17 protein-coding genes and 1 pseudogene are annotated in these 16,469 nt (G+C 61.2%); 14 read left to right on the top strand and 4 right to left on the bottom strand.

Annotation, left to right across the window (positions count from 1 at the left end; all coding sequences use genetic code 11):
- Window positions 1-13 precede the first annotated feature (13 nt).
- The 11 genes and pseudogenes from FW800_RS25790 to FW800_RS25740 all read left to right on the top strand — a co-directional run bounded on the left by FW800_RS25790 (window position 14) and on the right by FW800_RS25740 (window position 10,204).
- Window positions 14-1,108, top strand: coding sequence for an ABC transporter ATP-binding protein (locus FW800_RS25790; RefSeq protein WP_446438764.1), 1,095 nt, complete (start codon window positions 14-16; stop codon window positions 1,106-1,108).
- Window positions 1,108-2,205 (top strand): ABC transporter ATP-binding protein, encoded by a 1,098-nt coding sequence (locus tag FW800_RS25785; protein ID WP_446438763.1) that lies wholly within the window; start codon window positions 1,108-1,110, stop codon window positions 2,203-2,205. The genes FW800_RS25790 and FW800_RS25785 overlap by 1 nt, the downstream gene beginning before the upstream one ends.
- Window positions 2,202-3,068 carry a carbohydrate ABC transporter permease gene (locus FW800_RS25780; RefSeq protein WP_005789024.1) on the top strand — a complete coding sequence of 289 codons (867 nt, stop codon included), beginning with the start codon at window positions 2,202-2,204 and terminating at the stop codon, window positions 3,066-3,068. Before FW800_RS25785 ends, FW800_RS25780 begins: the two co-directional genes overlap by 4 nt.
- Before the next feature lie 10 nt (window positions 3,069-3,078).
- Window positions 3,079-3,879, top strand: a complete 801-nt coding sequence (locus tag FW800_RS25775; RefSeq protein WP_446438762.1) for a carbohydrate ABC transporter permease — start codon at window positions 3,079-3,081, stop codon at window positions 3,877-3,879.
- Window positions 3,880-3,890: 11 nt separating this feature from the next.
- Entirely contained in the window at window positions 3,891-4,163 is a 273-nt protein-coding gene (locus FW800_RS25770) for a DUF2160 domain-containing protein (protein ID WP_003192011.1), read from the top strand.
- A gap of 32 nt (window positions 4,164-4,195) precedes the next feature.
- Window positions 4,196-5,938 carry an ABC transporter substrate-binding protein gene (locus tag FW800_RS25765; protein WP_003192009.1) on the top strand — a complete coding sequence of 581 codons (1,743 nt, stop codon included), beginning with the start codon at window positions 4,196-4,198 and terminating at the stop codon, window positions 5,936-5,938.
- Between the two features lie 148 nt (window positions 5,939-6,086).
- Entirely contained in the window at window positions 6,087-6,281 is a 195-nt protein-coding gene (relB, locus tag FW800_RS25760) for a type II toxin-antitoxin system RelB family antitoxin (RefSeq protein ID WP_078821576.1), read from the top strand.
- Between the two features lie 15 nt (window positions 6,282-6,296).
- Window positions 6,297-6,557, top strand: a pseudogene (locus tag FW800_RS25755) (type II toxin-antitoxin system RelE/ParE family toxin); the annotation flags it as partial.
- A gap of 186 nt (window positions 6,558-6,743) precedes the next feature.
- Window positions 6,744-8,123 carry an iron-containing redox enzyme family protein gene (locus FW800_RS25750; RefSeq protein WP_446438761.1) on the top strand — a complete coding sequence of 460 codons (1,380 nt, stop codon included), beginning with the start codon at window positions 6,744-6,746 and terminating at the stop codon, window positions 8,121-8,123.
- Between the two features lie 11 nt (window positions 8,124-8,134).
- Complete coding sequence (locus FW800_RS25745; RefSeq protein ID WP_032880730.1) at window positions 8,135-9,079, top strand: methyltransferase; 945 nt, start codon at window positions 8,135-8,137, stop codon at window positions 9,077-9,079.
- Between the two features lie 6 nt (window positions 9,080-9,085).
- Window positions 9,086-10,204: a carboxylate-amine ligase gene (locus tag FW800_RS25740; RefSeq protein ID WP_446438760.1), complete on the top strand. Its 1,119-nt coding sequence runs from the start codon at window positions 9,086-9,088 to the stop codon at window positions 10,202-10,204.
- Between the two features lie 29 nt (window positions 10,205-10,233).
- On the opposite strand, the gene FW800_RS25735 is transcribed toward FW800_RS25740, so the two are convergent.
- Together FW800_RS25735 and FW800_RS25730 are read right to left on the bottom strand one after the other, a co-directional pair.
- On the bottom strand, window positions 10,234-10,671 hold the full coding sequence (locus tag FW800_RS25735) for a hypothetical protein (RefSeq protein WP_446438759.1): 438 nt from the start codon (window positions 10,669-10,671) through the stop codon (window positions 10,234-10,236).
- Between the two features lie 92 nt (window positions 10,672-10,763).
- Window positions 10,764-11,552, bottom strand: coding sequence for an AraC family transcriptional regulator (locus tag FW800_RS25730; RefSeq protein WP_446438758.1), 789 nt, complete (start codon window positions 11,550-11,552; stop codon window positions 10,764-10,766).
- A gap of 85 nt (window positions 11,553-11,637) precedes the next feature.
- Between FW800_RS25730 and FW800_RS25725 the strand changes: the two genes are divergently transcribed.
- The 3 genes from FW800_RS25725 to FW800_RS25715 all read left to right on the top strand — a co-directional run bounded on the left by FW800_RS25725 (window position 11,638) and on the right by FW800_RS25715 (window position 14,379).
- Window positions 11,638-12,636, top strand: coding sequence for a bile acid:sodium symporter family protein (locus FW800_RS25725; protein ID WP_032880734.1), 999 nt, complete (start codon window positions 11,638-11,640; stop codon window positions 12,634-12,636).
- A gap of 86 nt (window positions 12,637-12,722) precedes the next feature.
- A complete protein-coding gene (locus tag FW800_RS25720; RefSeq protein WP_446438757.1) occupies window positions 12,723-13,085 on the top strand; it encodes a type 1 fimbrial protein in 363 nt (120 codons plus the stop codon).
- 112 nt (window positions 13,086-13,197) lie between these two features.
- On the top strand, window positions 13,198-14,379 hold the full coding sequence (locus tag FW800_RS25715; RefSeq protein ID WP_122734009.1) for a sugar transporter: 1,182 nt from the start codon (window positions 13,198-13,200) through the stop codon (window positions 14,377-14,379).
- A gap of 167 nt (window positions 14,380-14,546) precedes the next feature.
- Here FW800_RS25715 and FW800_RS25710 read toward each other — a convergent pair whose 3' ends face one another.
- Both FW800_RS25710 and FW800_RS25705 read right to left on the bottom strand, forming a co-directional pair.
- Window positions 14,547-15,491, bottom strand: a complete 945-nt coding sequence (locus tag FW800_RS25710) for an aliphatic sulfonate ABC transporter substrate-binding protein (protein ID WP_446438756.1) — start codon at window positions 15,489-15,491, stop codon at window positions 14,547-14,549.
- Window positions 15,492-15,692: 201 nt separating this feature from the next.
- Window positions 15,693-15,944, bottom strand: a complete 252-nt coding sequence (locus tag FW800_RS25705; protein ID WP_446438755.1) for a DUF6124 family protein — start codon at window positions 15,942-15,944, stop codon at window positions 15,693-15,695.
- Window positions 15,945-16,469 lie beyond the last annotated feature (525 nt).

The raw sequence follows: 16,469 nt of genomic DNA, 5'->3' as shown, positions 1-16,469 counted from the left end.
AAAAGGTCGTGTCATGTCATTGACCCTGGAACATGTCTCCCGCGTTGTCGACGGCCAAACCTGGATCGACGACGCCAACCTGCGTTTTGAAGCCGGCTCTTTCAACGTCTTGCTCGGTCGCACCCTGTCGGGCAAAACCAGTCTGATGCGCCTGATGGCCGGTCTGGACAAGCCCGACAGCGGCCGCATCCTGATGAACGGTGTAGACGTTACGCAAAAGCCGGTACGCCTGCGCAATGTGTCGATGGTCTACCAGCAGTTCATCAACTATCCCACCATGACCGTATTCGAGAACATCGCCTCGCCGTTGCGCCAGGCCGGTGTGTCCAACGAGCTGATCCAGAGCAAGGTGCAGGAAACCGCCAGGATGCTGCGCATCGAGAAGTTCCTGCAACGCCACCCGCTGGAACTGTCCGGTGGCCAGCAGCAGCGCACCGCCATGGCCCGCGCCCTGGTCAAAGACGCCGAACTGATTCTGTTCGATGAGCCCCTGGTGAACCTGGACTACAAACTGCGCGAAGAGCTGCGTCAGGAAATGCGCGAACTGTTCAAAGCGCGCCACACCATCGCCATTTACGCTACCACCGAACCCAACGAGGCCCTGGCCCTGGGTGGCACCACCACCATTCTTCACGAAGGCCGGGTGATCCAGAGCGGCAAGGCCGCCGAGGTCTATCACCAGCCGCAAACCGTTCTGGCCGCTGAGCTGTTCTCCGAACCGCCGATCAACCTGATGCCAGGGCGCATCAGCGGCAACGAAGTGAGCTTCGCCAATTTCGTGCATTTCCCACTCAACGTCGACCTGCGCCCCATCGGCGAGGGCGAGTTCCGTTTCGGCGTGCGTCCCAGCCATATCAGCCTGGTACCGAGCAATGACGATGACCTGGAGCTGGCGGTGACCGTGGAAGTCGCCGAGATCAGCGGCTCGGAAACCTTCCTGCATGTGCGCAGCGAGCACTTCCTGCTGGTGCTGCACTTGCCGGGGGTGCATGAGTACGATGTGGACGCGCCGATCCGCGTGTATATCCCCACCCATAAACTGTTTGTGTTCGATGGACAGGGCCGTTTGGTCCAGGCCCCCGGGCGCCGTGTCGCGAGGGTTGCCTGATGGCCGAGATCCATTTGCGTAACCTTGCCCATAGCTATAGCCCCACGCCAAAAGGGCCTGAGGACTACGCCATTCGGGAAATGAACCATGTGTGGGAGCAGGGCGGTGCCTACGCGCTGCTCGGGCCGTCGGGCTGCGGCAAATCCACGCTGCTCAATATCATCTCCGGCCTGCTCAGCCCCTCTGAGGGCCAGGTGCTGTTCGATACCCAGGTGGTCAACGACCTCACGCCGGAGAAACGCAATATCGCCCAGGTGTTCCAGTTCCCGGTGGTGTACGACACCATGACGGTGTTCGACAACCTGGCCTTCCCGCTGCGAAACCAGGGCATGGCCGAAGCGAAAATCCACAGCAAGGTGCAGGAAATCGCCGAAGTTCTGGACCTGCAAACCCTGCTGAGCAAAAAAGCCCGCAACCTCACCGCCGACGAAAAACAGAAAGTCTCCATGGGCCGTGGCCTGGTGCGCGATGACGTGTCGGCGATCCTGTTCGACGAGCCGCTGACGGTGATCGACCCGCACCTGAAATGGAAACTGCGGCGCAAGCTCAAGCAGATCCATGAGCAGTTCAATATCACCATGGTCTACGTCACCCACGACCAACTGGAAGCCTCCACCTTCGCCGACAAGATCGCGGTGATGTACGGCGGGCAGATTGTGCAGTTTGGCACCCCGCGTGAATTGTTCGAGCGCCCGAGCCATACCTTTGTCGGCTATTTCATCGGCAGCCCAGGGATGAATCTGATTGAGGTGCAGGCCAAGCCCGGCGGCGTTGGCTTTGCCGACACGCTGCTGCCGCTGTCCGAGGCCCTGCAGCAACGTATCAGCAGCACCGACTACCAAAAACTCCAGGTTGGCATCCGCCCGGAATTTATCCATGTATGGGATGACCACAATCCTGACGCCCTGCAAGCCGACGTCACGCATTTGGAGGACTTGGGCACCTACAAGATCATGACCCTCAACCTCGACGGCGCCACGCTCAAAGTGCGCCTGGCCGAAGACAAACCGGTGCCGGAGGGCAGGGCGTCCATCAGCTTCCCCGCGCAATGGCTGATGCTTTACGCCGACGATTACCTGCTGGAGGTGGCGCCATGAACAAGGTGCAGAACAACAAGGCCTGGTGGCTGGTGTTGCCGGTGTTCCTGCTGGTGGCGTTCAGTGCGGTGATCCCGATGATGACAGTGGTCAATTACTCGGTGCAGGATATTTTCGACCAGTCCAGCCGCTATTTCGTCGGCGCCGACTGGTACAAGCAGGTGCTGCTCGACCCGCGCCTGCACGACTCGTTGCTGCGCCAGTTCATCTACTCGGCCTGTGTGCTGCTGATTGAAATCCCGCTGGGCATCGCCATCGCCTTGACCATGCCGACCAAGGGTCGCTGGTCATCGCTGGTGCTGATCATTCTCGCCATTCCGCTGTTGATTCCGTGGAACGTGGTCGGCACCATCTGGCAGATCTTTGGCCGTGCCGACATCGGCCTGCTGGGTTCGACCCTCAACGCCATGGGCATCAGCTACAACTATGCGGCCAACACCATGGACGCCTGGGTCACCGTGCTGGTGATGGATGTGTGGCACTGGACCTCGTTGGTGGCGCTGTTGTGCTACTCGGGTTTAAGGGCCATTCCGGACGTCTACTACCAGGCCGCGCGGATTGATCGTGCATCGGCCTGGGCAGTGTTCCGACATATCCAGTTGCCGAAGATGAAAAGCGTGCTGTTGATCGCGGTGATGCTGCGCTTCATGGACAGTTTCATGATCTACACCGAGCCTTTCGTACTCACGGGGGGCGGGCCGGGGAACGCCACCACCTTCTTGAGTCAGACGCTCACCCAGATGGCCGTAGGCCAATTCGACCTGGGCCCGGCAGCGGCGTTTTCGCTGGTGTACTTCCTGATCATCCTGTTGGTGTCCTGGCTGTTCTACACCGCCATGACCCATTCCGACGCCAACCGCTGAGGCCGCCAACATGAGCAAGCGCAAGCTTATCCCGTTACTGATTTATGTCCTGTTCCTGCTGGTGCCGATCTACTGGCTGCTGAACATGTCCTTCAAGAGCAACACCGAAATCCTAGGCGGCCTGACCCTGTTTCCCCAGGACTTCACCCTGGCCAACTACAAAGTGATCTTCACCGACCCGAGTTGGTACACCGGCTACCTCAACTCGCTGTACTACGTAAGCCTGAACACGGTGATCTCTCTGAGCGTGGCGCTGCCGGCAGCCTATGCGTTCTCGCGCTACCGCTTCCTGGGTGACAAGCACCTGTTCTTCTGGCTGCTGACCAACCGCATGGCGCCGCCGGCGGTGTTTCTGCTGCCGTTTTTCCAGCTGTATTCCTCCATCGGCCTGTTCGATACGCACATCGCCGTGGCCCTGGCTCACTGCCTGTTCAACGTGCCGTTGGCGGTGTGGATCCTTGAAGGCTTCATGTCCGGCGTGCCCAAGGAAATCGACGAAACCGCCTATATCGATGGCTATAGTTTTCCCAAGTTCTTCGTGAAGATTTTTATCCCGTTGATCGGCTCCGGCATCGGCGTCACGGCGTTTTTCTGCTTTATGTTTTCCTGGGTCGAACTGCTGCTGGCGCGCACGCTGACTTCGGTCAACGCCAAGCCCATCGCGGCGGTAATGACCCGCACGGTCTCTGCGTCGGGGATTGATTGGGGCGTACTGGCGGCAGCGGGGGTATTGACTATCCTCCCGGGCATGTTGGTGATCTGGTTTGTTCGCAACCACGTGGCCAAGGGCTTTGCCCTGGGCCGGGTCTAGAGGAATCGATGATGGAATGGATGGCCTGGACCACCCCCACTGCGCTGTTCTTTGGTGGCATCGCCCTGATTCTGGCGGGCATGACCACCTGGGAACTGCGTTCGCCGAGCATTCCGCGGCGCGGGTTGCTGCCGATCAGCACCACCCGTGGTGATCGCTTGTTTATCGGTCTTCTCGGCAGCGCCTACCTGCATTTGCTGGTCATCGGCGTTACCGACTGGAGCATCTGGGTGGCGTCCGCGCTCTCCCTGTTATGGCTGTTGAGTGTGATGCGTTGGGGCTAATGCCCTTATGAATAAACAACCAGGAGGTCTCTATGTTGAATAAAAACAATAAGCTGCGACATAGCATTTCATTGGCCGCCGTACTGGCCCTCAGCGGTTTGAGCGCTTCGGCCTGGGCCGATGCGTATGAAGATGCCGCGAAAAAATGGATCGGCAGCGAGTTCAAGCCCTCGACCCTCACCGAAGCCCAACAGCTTGAGGAGTTGAAGTGGTTTATCAAGGCGTCGGAGCCCTTCCGTGGGATGAAGATCAACGTGGTGTCGGAAACCCTCACCACCCACGAGTACGAATCCAAGGTACTGGCTAAGGCGTTCAGTGAAATCACCGGCATCAAGCTGACCCACGACCTGCTACAGGAAGGCGACGTGGTGGAGAAGCTGCAAACCCAGATGCAGTCCGACAAGAATATCTATGACGGCTGGGTCAATGACTCGGACCTGATCGGTACGCACTTTCGCTACGGCAAGACCGAGTCCATCACCGACCTGATGGCCAACGAAGGCAAGGACTTCACATCGCCAACCCTGGACCTCAAGGACTTTATCGGCCTGTCCTTCACCACCGCGCCGGACGGCAAGATCTATCAGCTGCCCGACCAGCAGTTTGCCAACCTCTACTGGTTCCGCGCCGACTGGTTCGAACGCCCGGAGCTGAAAGCCAAGTTCAAGGAAAAATACGGCTACGACCTCGGCGTCCCGGTGAACTGGTCGGCCTATGAAGACATCGCCAAATTCTTCAGCGAAGACGTCAAGGAAATCGACGGAAAGCGCATCTACGGGCACATGGACTACGGCAAGAAAGACCCGTCCCTGGGCTGGCGCTTTACCGATGCGTGGTTCTCCATGGCCGGCGGCGGTGACAAGGGCTTGCCCAACGGCTTGCCGGTGGACGAGTGGGGCATTCGTGTGGAGGACTGCCACCCGGTGGGTTCCAGCGTGACCCGCGGCGGCGACACCAACGGCCCGGCGGCGGTGTTCGCCACACAAAAATATGTGGATTGGATGAAAGCCTACGCGCCGCCGGAAGCGGCGGGCATGACCTTCTCCGAATCCGGCCCGGTGCCGTCCCAGGGCAACATTGCCCAGCAGATCTTCTGGTACACCGCGTTTACCGCCGACATGGTCAAGCCGGGCTTGCCGGTGGTGAATGCCGACGGTACGCCGAAATGGCGCATGGCGCCGTCGCCGGTCGGGCCGTACTGGGAAAAGGGCATGAAGAAGGGCTATCAGGACGTAGGCTCCTGGACCTTCCTCAAGTCAACGCCTGAGAAGCAGAAACTCGCGGCCTGGCTGTACGCGCAGTTCGTGACCTCCAAAACCGTGTCGCTGAAGAAGACTATCGTTGGCCTGACGCCGATTCGGGAGTCTGACATCAACTCCCAGGCCATGACCGACATGGCGCCCAAGCTCGGTGGCCTGGTGGAGTTCTACCGCAGCCCGGCGCGCACCGAGTGGTCGCCGACCGGCACCAACGTGCCGGACTACCCACGCCTGGCGCAACTGTGGTGGAGCAACATCGCCGCCGCCGCCAGCGGCGAGAAAACCCCGCAACAGGCGCTGGACAATCTGGCCAAGGAGCAGGACGCGATCATGACGCGCCTGGAACGCTCCAAGGTGCAACCGGTGTGCGGCCCGAAAATGAACCCCGAGCGTGACGCGCAATACTGGTTCGACCAGCCGGGCGCGCCGAAGCCGAAACTGGCAAACGAGAAGCCCAAGGGCGAAACCGTGAACTACAACGATCTGCTCAAGCAGTGGGAGGCGGCGCGCAAGTAACAGCGCTGAGTGAGTACGACGCAACGGCACGTTTACGTGCCGTTTTGTTTGAAGCTTGAAGTGCGACGCCTTGCATTTCATCCGGTGGTTCGAGACAGCCCGCCAGGTTGCGACTAAACTGCTGAGCATTCATACAGGAGGTTATCTGATGGGTGTTCAACTTTCCCCAATTGTTTCCGAGTTTGAAACCGAAGAGCAGGCGAGTAGTCATGATCTCTGGTTTCGTAAAAAAGTCGAAAAAAGCTTGGCCAACCCCGGCCCCGGTGTACCTCATGACGAGGTCATGGCACGAGTTGAGGCGATTATTCTGCAAGCTGAGCTTGAGCAGCGGGCCAAGGCTTGATGTTGGCCGTTTGTTTGGCTTGACGAAGCCATCGGCGACCTGATTGATATCGTGACTTTTATCGCAGCAGAAAGCCCCGGCGCTGCACGACGCATCAAGACCCGCCTGGAAGGCGCGCCTCTACCATTGGCTGAGCACCCCTATCTGTATCCGTGCGGCCGGGTCCCAGGTACTCGTGAGGTGGTTGTACATCCCAATTATGTGCTGGTGTATAGAGTGACTGCTGAGCGGATCGAAATAGTCAACGTATTGCACGCCCGGCAAGAATATCCCTGAGCCTCCCGCCTTCGTATTTCATCAGCGAGCGCCTTCACTGCGACCGCTTATCCCCCCCTTCATAACCTCATTTGAATTTTCCGCACGCCCCGACGCTCTGCATTCTAGAAGCGCGTGAAGTTGAGCGCTCTTGCGGGGCCACCTTGTGGAAGGCCCGTTGTAACGGACTTTGCGGAAACTGCCATCATGACACTCCTTACAGCGCTGTCAGGCCAGCCGGCCTCTCTCACCGACTCGGCCCAAGGCCACCATCAACGGGTGTATCGACAGCTGTACGGCGAAACGCCAGACGCCGCCGAACTGGCGCGTGACTACCTGCAGGATCAATTGGCCCAGGTAGACGAAACCGACTGCGACTTGCCTGAGTCGCCCGAACACCTGGCGGCCTGGGTCGAACAGCGCTGCGCCGTCGTGGCCCAGGCCTATGCCGACTACCTTGAGCAGCGCCAGCAAGGCCGGCCACGGCGCTATTTTCACAACAAAGCCCACGCGTTGTATGTCCTGCAGCGTGTGGCACCGACCAAACAGGTGGATGGCGCCTGGCTCTGCGGCCTGCTGCACTATTGGCAAGACCAGCGCTTCGACGGCTTGCTCACTACCTATCTGGAGGAATTGGGCGACGGTGAAGCCGCGCAGAACCACGTGGTGATCTATCGCAAGTTGCTCAGCGACCACGATGCCGACAGCGAAGCCGGCCTTGAGGATGAGCACTACCTGCAAGGTGCGCTGCAACTGGCCCTGGGCCTGTGCGCCGACCAATTCCTGCCGGAAGTCATCGGCTATAACCTGGGCTACGAACAGTTGCCGCTGCACCTGCTGATCACCGCTTACGAACTCAGCGAACTGGGCATCGACCCCTATTACTTCACCCTCCACGTGACCATCGATAACGCCAGCAGCGGCCACGCCAGCAAGGCCGCGCAATCGGTGTTGGGGTTGCTGCCGCTGGGCGAGGGCAGGGCCGCGTTCTACCGCCGCGTCGCCGCTGGGTATCGCCTCAACGATCTTGGCCCGGGTACCACGGCTGTCATCCAGCAGTTCAACCTGCACGACGAAGTAGTCGCGATGCTTGAGCGCAAGCGCACCTTCGGCCAGCACATGCACTCGGACTACTGCCGCTTCGAAGGCAAGACCGTCAACCAATGGCTGGCCAAGCCGGGGCAGATCGGCGATTTCCTCACAGCCTTGCAGGACAAGGGCTGGATCAAGCGCAACCAGGACCCCGCCGACAGCCGTTTCTGGCAGTTGATCGAGGGGGCCGGCGCGGCGATGTTCGGGGTATTCAGCGCGGCGGAAAAACAGCTGCTGCATGACTGGATCGCCGGTGACTGGGCCAGCGGCCAGCGCGTGCCGCCGGTACGGCCGGGGCGCGGCAGTCGGCTTGCCCGCGAACAGCAATGCCCGGCGGACCCCGACACCCAGGCCCTGGCCGATTCACTGTGGAACCTGCCCGACGAGCAACAGCTCAATGCGCTGATCCCATGGATGTCAGCGCGGCGCCACAGCAGTCCCGCAGGCTTGTACGCCACCCGCCGCTTTATCCAACTGCGTGCGCGTTTGCGCTAAGGAATGTGCCTATGTCTGCCCAACAACTCGCTGATCGTGCCTTGCTGAACCTGGGCCGGGGGTTGAAGGAAAGCGGTTACCGCTTCATTACGCCGACGCCCTTGACCCATGAGCGCGTCTACCGGCGTTTGGCGACGCCGCTGGCGATGACGCTGCGCGACGTATTCGGCTGGTCGATGCCGTTCGACCACGACCTGTTGCCCGAGGCGTTTCGCGAAGAGTTGCAGCAAGCCGATGTGATCGAAAAGCACGATGCCTTATGGCGCAGCACGGTGCGTTGGTCGAGCCTCGACGATCTGCTGTTCGCCCATTCGCCGTATCCCACGGTGCAAGCGGACGCGGTGTTCTTCGGCCCCGACAGCTACCGTTTTGCCCAGGTGATCGAAGCGCATTTGCAGCAGCGTTTCGAACCGCTCAAGCGTGCGGTGGACATTGGCTGTGGCGCCGGTGTGGGTGCCTTGGTGGTTGCCCGGGCCAGGCATGACGCCCAGGTGCTGGCGGTGGACATCAACCCGCGTGCCCTGCGCCTGACCGCCGTGAACGCCGAGCTGGCCGGGTTGAATAATGTCAGCGTGTACCACAGTGACGTGCTGGCCAGCGTCGAAGGGCAGTTCGACCTGATCGTCGCCAACCCGCCGTACATGAATGATGACCGCCAGCGTGCCTATCGCCATGGTGGCGGGGCGTTGGGGGAGCAGTTGTCGGTGCGCATCGTCAGCGAGTCCCTCGCACGCCTGGCTCTGGGCGGCAGCCTGTTGCTGTATACCGGAGTGGCGATGGTGGCGGGTGGCGATCCTTTCCTTGACGCGGTCAAGCCGTTGCTGGGCCGTGATGCCTACGGCTGGACCTACCGCGAACTGGATCCTGATGTCTTCGGCGAGGAGCTGGAAAAACCTGGCTATGAACGTGTGGAGCGCATCGCGGTGGTTGCGCTCACCGTCACCCGACTGCGTTGACCCCCGATGCTCACTTTCGGCATCGAAGAGGAATACTTCATCACCGATCTGCACACTCGCCGGATGCTCGGCGAGCCTTCGGCAGCGGTGCTGGCGGCCTGTCGCGAGGCGATTGGCGCGGGCTTTGCGTATGAAATGTTCCAGGGCCAGATCGAGGTTGCGTCACCGGTATTCAGTGCCAGCGCTGAAGCCGCGGATTACCTGGCGACAGTGCGCCGCAAACTGGCGCAGCGCCTGGGTGAATTTGGCCTCGGCGTGGTGTGTGCCGGCAGCCATCCGTTGGCCGACTGGCGCGAACAGCAGCCTACTGACCAAGCCCATTTCCAGCAGTTGTTCGACGAGATTCAATACGTAGCGCGGCGCAGCGTGTTGTGCGGGCTGCATGTGCACGTGCAGGTGCCGCACACCCATGACCGCATTGCCGTGATGAACCAGGTGTCACCGTGGCTGCCGCTGCTGTTGCTGCTCAGTTGCTCCTCGCCATTGTGGGATGGCGCGCCCAGCGGCTTTATGAGCTACCGCCAGGCCGCTTGTGATGAATGGCCGCGCATGGGCGTGCCGGAACATTTCGCCGATTGGAACGAATACCTGCGCTACCTCGCGTTGCTGCATCGGATGGGTGCAATCAAGGCCGATGGCAACGGCTGGTGGGGTATCCGCCCGGCGGCGCGTTACCCAACCCTCGAACTGCGCATGACCGACGCCTGCCCGCGGTTGGCGGATGCCCTGGCCCTTGCCACGCTGTTTCGCGTCATGGTCACCCATGCCTGCGGCCTGGAGCGACCCGGCGCCGGGTTCAATGCGCAAACGCGCTGGCTGCTCAAGGAAAATCGCTGGCAGGCCAAACGCTACGGCGCGGGCGGCCACTTTGCGTTGGACGACACCGGCGCCATGGGCAGCGCCGAACAATGGTTGCACTGCGCGCGCCAGACGTTCGGTGCCACCGCAGAGGCCATGGGCGAGCCGCGGCTGTTCGATACGCTGCAAGCGCTGCTGCGGCGCGGTAACAGTGCCACCGAACAGTTGCGTTGGTACGCCCAGGCCCGCGCCGACGGTGCCGATGAGGTGGGCAGCCTGGGCAGTGTGGTCGACCATCTGCTCGCTCAGAGTCGAGGCGACCATTGATGGGCTGCGCACAGGCGCATTTTGATATGTCAGGCCATGGCTTGCGGCTGAATACGCAACTCGCCGTCCACATCCTTGACCAAGCCACTGGCCACGAACAACGGCGCCAGGCGCTTGTGCAACTGCGGCTCGACAAATTCCTTGACCGTGTCCAGCACCAGCACCAGCACGCCACTGAGCGGCAACTCGGCCTTGGTGTACGACAGCCATGCCTTTTTCAACGCCATCAACACATCGCTGCCCGCCGTCGAAGCGAAACGGCGATGCACCGGCTTGGCGTCGAAAGTGAAGGCGTGCTGGAACTCATAGCCGCTTTCGTCACCGCCACTGGCAGCGCAACGCACGCACGTGCAGGGGCCATCGCCGAAGGCGCTGCGCAGGTAGGCGTTGAAGTCCACCACGGGCTTGAGTGACAGGCGCTTATCGACCTCGAACAGGTCCCCGGTCATTTTTTCGTCAGTGTTCAACGTCCATTTCCTCGCAGTCGGTGGCGGTATTTCAGAGCGCGGCACAATACCAGCCGAGCGTGGGTTTGGGGATTATTTGCGTCGTGGGAGGGTCAGCGGAAGAACTCACCGGGGGTGGAATCGAACTGCTGACGAAATGCATTGATAAAGGCTGAGGTCGATTCATAGCCACACCCCAATGCCACATCCGTCACCCGCTCGCCTTGTTCCAGGGCGGGCAGGGCGCTCAACAGGCGCAGGCGCTGGCGCCACGCGCGGAACGTCAGCCCGGTGTCACTCAGGAACACCCGACTCAGGGTCTTTTCACTCACCTCCAGCTTGCGGCTCCACTCGCCCAACGTCGTCTGCTGCTCGGGATGCAGGTTGAGGCTGCGGTAGATCTGTCGCAGCCGTGGGTCGTGAGGCAGTGGCAACATCAAATCCACCTGCGGTGCGGCTGCAAGTTGGTCGAGCAGCACCTGGGCCAGGCGCCCATCCGGCCCATCTTCGTCATATTCCACCGGCACCTGGCTGAAATTACGGATCAACTCGCGCAACAAACTGCTCACTTCCAGCACCTGACACCGTTCGGCCGCCCAGGCGGTGACGCTGCAATCGAGGTACAAGCTGCGCATTTCGGTATGGGGCGAACTGAACACCCGATGGGGCATGCCTGCCGGAATCCAGACGGCGCGCTGCGGGGGCGCGACGAAACGGCCGACGCTGGTGTGGATCTCCAGCACCCCGGAAATCGCGTAGGACAACTGCACCCACGGGTGGCTGTGCCGTCTTGTCAGCGCCCGATTGGGCAAGGACTCGGTACGCCCATACACCGGCCGTGGCAGGCTGTAAAGCCCGGGCACACTGCGCCGCACGGTTTTTTCATGTCCTTTTGGCGGCATTTACTGGCTCATTGGCGTTAGTCGGTAAAGGATCGTTACGTTAGAGTCGCCGGGACGCTCTTGGCAACCCCTGGAAGATTTGCTTATGACCCGCCCGCGCTTTCTGCCCGACAACTTCACCCTGACCCTGATCGCCACAGTGATCCTTGCCTCCCTGCTGCCGGCCAGCGGCCAGACCGCCGTGGCCTTCGGCTGGGTGACCAACCTGGCCATCGCGCTGCTGTTTTTCCTGCACGGCGCCAAGCTGTCGCGCCAGGCCATCGTCGCTGGCGCCGGCCACTGGCGCCTGCATCTGTTGGTGTTCAGCCTGACCTTTGTGCTGTTCCCGTTGCTGGGCCTGGCGCTCAAGCCGGTGCTGTCGCCGCTGATCGGCACTGAGCTGTACATGGGCATGCTCTATCTGTGCGCGTTGCCGGCCACTGTGCAATCAGCGATTGCCTTCACGTCCCTGGCCCGCGGGAATATCCCGGCGGCGATTTGCAGTGCGGCGGCTTCCAGCCTGTTCGGTATCTTCCTGACCCCGCTGCTGGTGGCGCTGCTGCTAAACGTACACGGCGATGGCGGCTCCACCGTCGACGCGATCCTGAAGATCAGCGTGCAGTTGCTGCTGCCATTCATTGCCGGGCAAATCGCCCGCCGCTGGATCGGCGACTGGGTCGGGCGCAACAAATCCTGGCTGAAATTTGTCGACCAGGGCTCGATCCTGCTGGTGGTCTATGGCGCATTCAGCGAAGCGGTCAATGAGGGCATCTGGCACCAGATCCCTCTGTGGCAACTGGGCGGTCTGGTAGTTGCCTGCTGCGTATTGCTCGCGTTGGTGCTGGTAGCGTCCACGTTGTTGGGCAAGGCATTCGGTTTCAGCCAGGAAGACCGCATCACCATCCTGTTCTGCGGCTCGAAGAAAAGCCTGGCCACCGGCGTCCCTATGGCCCAGGTGCTGTTCGCCGGGGCGAGCATGGGCGTGCTGATTTTACCGTTGATGCTGTTTCACCAGATCCAGCTGATGGTGTGCGCGGCGCTGGCTCAGCGTTATGCCCAGCGCCCGGAAAGCATCCCCGAGTTGATGGGGCAGGTGGATCCGTGATGCACCTCTCATTCCCAGACAAATAAGCTCAAGTTAACCGCTGCGCCGACGACTAACTTCTTACTAACCCAAGAAGGAGTCTCGGCATGAACGTTCGTCGATTTGCGGTAGTGACAGGCCTTCTTTGCCTATGGGCAAGCACCTGCGGCGCGGCGCAGACGGTGGGGCAGGGCACCATCAGGTTCACTGGCGCCATTGTCGAGTCAGGGTGTGCGACAAATGCGCGCAGTGGGTCGGTGATGGAACTGCGCGGCTGTGCCAGAGTGAGTCGCGGTAGCCGCTTCGAGGTGCGCCATGTGGCGCCGGTGGCCAGCGTCAACGCGGCCCACGTGCGGCTGGTGGCAGAGAGCGGCGAGGGGCGCTATTACGACCAGCGCTATCTGCTGGTAGACGCCGCTGGCAAGCCCATTCAGTCCGGCAACTACATCATTACCATGACGTCGCCATGAGCCATCGGGCGACGATCCGCATCAACAGCCGTGCGAGAAACCTATAGAATGCTCGGCGGCGGCGCTTGTCCTGGGTGGCCGCTTGATCATCGCCAGAGTACCCCGCCCGTCAATGAGCCTTTCAGCCGCAACCCCCCAAGCCAATTGGCAACCGGTCATCGCCCTCGCGCTGGCTGCGTTTGTGTTCAATACCACCGAATTCGTGCCTGTCGGGTTGCTCAGCGCCATTGGCGCCAGCTTCGACATGCCCGTGGCCAGCGTCGGTCTGATGCTCACCATCTATGCGTGGATCGTGTCCCTGACCTCGCTGCCGGTGATGCTGCTGACCCGCAACGTCGAACGGCGCAAGCTGCTGATCGTACTGTTCGGTCTGTTTATCGCCAGCCATATTCTCTCTAGCGTGGCCACCAGCTTCGGTTTGCTGATGGTCAGTCGTGTCGGCATTGCCTTGGCCCACGCGCTGTTCTGGTCGATCACTGCCTCGCTGGCCGTAAGATTGGCGCCCGAAGGCAAGCAGGTGCAGGCCCTTGGCCTGTTGGCCACGGGCACGTCCCTGGCGATGGTGCTCGGCATTCCCTTGGGCCGCCTGCTCGGCGAGGCCATGGGCTGGCGCACTACCTTTCTGGTGATCGCCGCGTTCGCCGCCGCCCTGGTGTTCTGGCTGGCGCGCACCTTGCCGCTGTTGCCGAGCCAGAATTCCGGCTCCCTGCGTAGCCTGCCGCTGCTGTTCAAGCGCCCGGCACTGGTGGCGCTCTATGTGCTGACCGCGATGACCGTCACCGCGCAATTTACCGCTTACAGCTACATCGAACCCTTCGTCGAAGGCGTCGCCGGGCTGGGTGGCAGTGCGGTGACGTTGATTCTCTTGGTGTTCGGGGGGGCCGGCATCATCGGCTCGTTGTTGTTCAGCCTGGTGCACCGCTTCAACCCGCACCTGTTCGTGATCGGCGCAGTGTTCATCCTCGCCGCGTGCCTGGCGCTGATGCTGCCGTTGAGCGGCGCCGAGTCTTACCTGGTGGTGCTGAGCATTTTCTGGGGCATGGCAATCATGGGCTTTGGCCTGGCCATGCAGTCCAAAGTGCTGGTGCTTGCACCGGACGCCACCGACGTGGCCATGGCGATGTTCTCCGGTATCTACAACATCGGCATCGGCGGTGGCGCGTTGATGGGCAGTTGGGTCGGCAGCCACTTCGGCTTCGCCTGGATCGGCGCGGCGGGTGGGTTGCTGGCGGCGCTGGCGTTGGTGGGATATTGCCTGGCGATTCGGCGGTTTGGGACGGGTGTGCCGAGCTGATCGACCAGTATCCAGCGGGTGACCACAGACTAAATGTGGGAGGGGGCTTGCTCCCGATGAGGGAGTGTCAGTCAACACATCAGTGACTGACTCACCGCCATCGGGAGCAAGCCCCCTCCCACATTCCTTCGACGGTCGGCATCAGACCACCCGCACGCCTTGTTTACCTAGGGTTGCCAGGTCTGCACCGCCTTGGCATCCACCGCCTTGGGCAGCAGGCCAGCCTTGAAGAACGCATCGGCAATTTGCTGCTGCTCACCCAACTGTTCCAGCGTCACCGGCTGCACCTGATAGCTGCGGTGCGCGTTAGCGGCTTCCACCGTCGCAGCGTCCAGGTTACCCCATAACGGCCCGAGCACTGTTGCCGCCTCCTGCGGATGCGCTTTCACCCATTGGCCGGTTTTTTCCAGCTCTGCAAACACCACCCTCAGCACTTCAGGATGGGCCTTGGCGTAAGGCGTGCCGGTCAGGTAATAACGCTTGTAGCTGGCAAGCCCGGCACCGTCCGCCAGGGTGCGGGTCGGCAGTTGCCGCTGCACGCTGGTGAGGAAGGGCTCCCAGGTGACCCAGGCATCCACCTTGTTGTTTTCGAAGGCGGCGCGACCGTCAGCTGGCGAGAGGTACGCCGGCTGGATATCGGTGAACGCCAGGCCGGCCTTGTTCAGCGCGGCGATGAGTAAATAGTGGGCGCCGGCGGCCTTGGTCACGGCGATTTTCTTGCCTTTGAGGTCCGCCAATTGCTGGATCGGCGAGTCCTTGCGCACCACGATGGCCTGGGCCGCATGCGAGGGCGCTTCCTGGGCAAAGTAGGTGAGCTGGGCCTCGGCTGCCTGGGCGAAGATCGGCACCGTGTCGGCGACGTCGGCGCTGATATCCACGTTGCCAACGTTCAGCGCCTCCAGCAATGGCAGGCCGCTGGGAAACTCATGCCAGCTGACGTCGATGTGGTTGGCGTTGAGGGCTTTTTCCAGGGTGCCCTGGGTTTTCAGCAGGGTGATCAGGGTCGAGGATTTCTGATAGCCGATGCGCAGGGTCTCCTGAGCGTCGGCGCTCACGGCGATGGAGAAAACCAGCGATCCTAATACAGCGGCAAGCGGGTGGCGGAGGGTCATGAGCGGCTCGATATTCAACGTAATGAGCCGAAGCATAAGGTTCTGAAAACCGCTTGATAAATACTCTTTCGATCTGAGCTTAAGGACACTTGAGGCATTGTCCGTTGACTGAATGTGCATCAACCAAATCGGGCCGTGAGCAATCATCCGTTGAGGCGACACAGGCCAATGTGGGAGGGGGCAAGCCCCCTCCCACAAAAGTTATGGGGTGTTGGTGGGTGTGGGTTGCAGGCAATCCAGTGCTCGGTCGGCGAGGGTGCGGGCCATGCCGATCAAGTGGGTGGTGGAGCAGGCCATGTCGCGTTGGCTGCCTTTGAGGCCCTCGGCGGTTTCGGTGGCGGTGGTGGTGGCGCAGCGTAGCAGCGAGGAAATGCTGGCGATCGCGTCTTCGAAGCTCAGGTCTTCGTGGGCGACAAAAACGGGATAGGGTGGATCGGGGACGACTTTGCTCATGGGTGGAGCTCCTGCTTGGATTGGGAGCCATTCTTTTGCCGATCTCACACGTCAAAAGGTGGCAGCTATGTGCGGGGTGAGATACCGGAAAGCAGGACCCGGCCAGACCGAAGTCTGCCCGCACATAGCCGCCATAGACGGTTGTAGCGCATGGCGCCTGCAAATACACGGGATCTCACACCCGATCGCTGATGTGCAGCGACGAAGCGAAGGCTAGCCAGTGGATTGAGCAGGCGCAAGGCCGAAGGATTGTCTAGGAAACGTCCTGCAAATTAAAGGGATATGGATTGCTGGCCTTTAACAATGCATGTCAAACAGGCGACACAGGCCAAAATGTGGGAGGGACGATCATCGCCGCAGTACTGGTAAAACTCAGCAAAGTTGAAGAGCCGCGAGCAAACACGGGAACCCTCCCACCCGACACTTGTCCCCGCTTCCCATGTCACCCCCCACCGCGCAAATCCCTTAATTTTTCAAGCCTGCCGGAAGCCCCTCCAGGCCCCCGGCTGCGCCCGTTGTTTTTCA

Source organism: Pseudomonas sp. 910_23 (assembly GCF_052850795.1).
Note: the sequence above shows the minus strand (reverse complement) of the source record. Positions and strands in the feature narration are given on the sequence as shown.